The organism is Luedemannella flava (genome assembly GCF_039528515.1).
Lineage (GTDB): Bacteria > Actinomycetota > Actinomycetes > Mycobacteriales > Micromonosporaceae > Luedemannella > Luedemannella flava.
Map to the genome: position 1 here is coordinate 1 of NZ_BAAALT010000347.1, position 2,121 is coordinate 2,121.

Annotated in this window: 2 protein-coding genes; both read right to left on the reverse strand. The window is 72.0% G+C overall.

Annotation, left to right across the window (positions count from 1 at the left end):
• Positions 1 to 606: glycoside hydrolase family 6 protein (locus ABD211_RS33195; protein ID WP_344140500.1), on the reverse strand; the 606-nt coding region annotated here is incomplete at its 3' end.
• A 192-nt stretch (positions 607 to 798) separates the two neighbouring features.
• Complete coding sequence (locus ABD211_RS33200) at positions 799 to 2,049, reverse strand: FAD-binding protein (protein WP_425560593.1); 1,251 nt, start codon at positions 2,047 to 2,049, stop codon at positions 799 to 801.
• Positions 2,050 to 2,121 lie beyond the last annotated feature (72 nt).

Below are 2,121 nucleotides of genomic sequence, written 5' to 3' on the forward strand. Positions count from 1 at the left end.
CCACGCCGAGTGGCCACCGTCGAGGTAGACCTTCGCGTTGCTGTTGGCCGCCTTGATGGTCTGCGTCGCCTGCGACAGCGCGTTGTTGCGGGTCGACAGCTCCGACGAGCTGAGGCAGGTCTGCAGCGCGATCGAGTCGGTCTCCAGGATGATGATGACCGTCTGGTTGCCCAGGCCGCGCGAGAAGTTCTGCACCCAGGTCAGGTACGAGGAGTAGTCGGGCGCGCCGCCGGCGCTGGCGCCGCCGCAGTCCCGGTTCGGGATCTCGTAGACGGACAGCAGCGGCACCCGTCCGGCGGAGTTCGCGGCGCTGATGTAGGCGCTGGTCTCCGACTGGATGGTGGACGGGTTGTAGTTGGCGACCCAGCGGGCGGCCGGCTGGCTGGCGATCTTGTCGCGAATGACGCCGACGCGGGAGTCGCTGCCGTTGGCGGCGACCCACTTCACGACGGCCGAGTTGGGGTCCGTGTAGATGGTGCCGGAGAGGGTGCCGGCCGACGCGATGCCGTTGGCGATCCAGACGCCCGCGGCGACCATAGCGGTCGCGGCGGTCACCGCGATGACCGCTGAGCGCCGTCGGTTGCGAGTGAGACGGGACACGTGCATTCCCTTCTGAGGGGCAAGGTAAAGACGCGCGGGGCGTCTTGCCGCACCGTACGGTCTCGGATCTGACCAAGCCAAGGTCACGGCACCCAGGACAGTCGGAAATCGTGCGAGAGCCGGCGATCAGGCTTTCGGGACGGTGAAACTTACCGCTTCCATCGATGGATTCGCGAGCGTCTGCATGGTAAAGGCAGATCAGAGAAACGCGTCGATGAACCCGTTGCGGAAGACCCCGTCGGGGTCCACGGCGCGCGCCAGCGCGACGGCGTCCGCCAGCCGCGGATAGGCCGGCGCCTGATGGAACAGCTTGCCCCAGTGGGGCCGCGGCCGCAGCGGGGCCAGCGCGCCCTCGACCGCGTCGATCGCCGGCCGCACCGCGGCGCTGTCGCCGACCCAGGTGAAGTGCAGCGCGACGCAGTCGCGCCGGTACGCGGGGGACAGCCACGCCTCGTCGGCGGCGACCGTACGGATCTCGCTGATCTGCAGGGCCGGCGCCACCACGTCGCGCACGGCCCCGACGGCCGAGAGCGCCGCGACCGCGTCGGCCCGGTCGACGAAATACTCCGACTGCAGCTCGTCGCCGGCGCTCGGGGTGAACTCGAGCCGGAAGTGCGGCAGCCGGGCGAACCACGGGCCGGGCACGCCGTCCTGCTCGGTGCAGTTGACCGTCGGCATGCCGGCGAGCGGGTGGCGCGGGGAGTCGGCACGCGTCGCGCCGAGCCACCGCGGCGGCGCGTCCACACCGTCGGCCACCCGGAACTTGCGCCACACCTGGTTGACGCGGGGCGGCGCGGCCTCCGGCACGCCGGTCCAGTCCGTGAACAGACTCACCGAGTACGCGCTGGACAGGATCTCGTCGACGTGCGCCGCGAGCGTGTCGCCGGGCAGGTCGTCGTAGACCACCTGCGCCACGTCGAACGCCGGCACCAGGTCGAGGGTGAGGTCGGCGACCACGCCGAGCGCGCCCAGCGCGACGACGGAGCCCTCGAACGTCGCGTCGTCGCGCGTCACGACGTCGACGTCGCCGGACGCGCGGACGATTGACAGCGCCGACACCACGGAGGCGAGGCTGCGGTTGCCTACGCCGGAGCCGTGGGTGGCCGTGGCCACCGCGCCCGCGACGCTGATGTGCGGCAGGGACGCCAGGTTGGGCAGTGCGTACCCGGCCTCGTGCAGGCGCACGGCCAGCTCGCCGTAGCGGACGCCCCCGGAGACGGTCACCGTGCGACGGTCGGGGTTGATGTCGGTGACGGGCGGCAGGTCGGCCAGCGAGACCAGGTCGCCGTCGGTGTCGGCGACCGTGTTGAACGAGTGGCCCGTGCCGAGGACCCGCAGGCGGTCGCCGCGCGCGACGACGCGCCGCAGTTCGTCCACGGAGCGGGGGCGCAGCACCTGCCGCGCCCCGAATGTCACGTTCCCGGCCCAGTTCGTCACGGCATCGATCACCGGCCCACCGTAGCCGCCCGTCCGGGCGCGGTATGGCCCGGCGGCGCGCACCCCGGATCGGCGCGCGCCGCC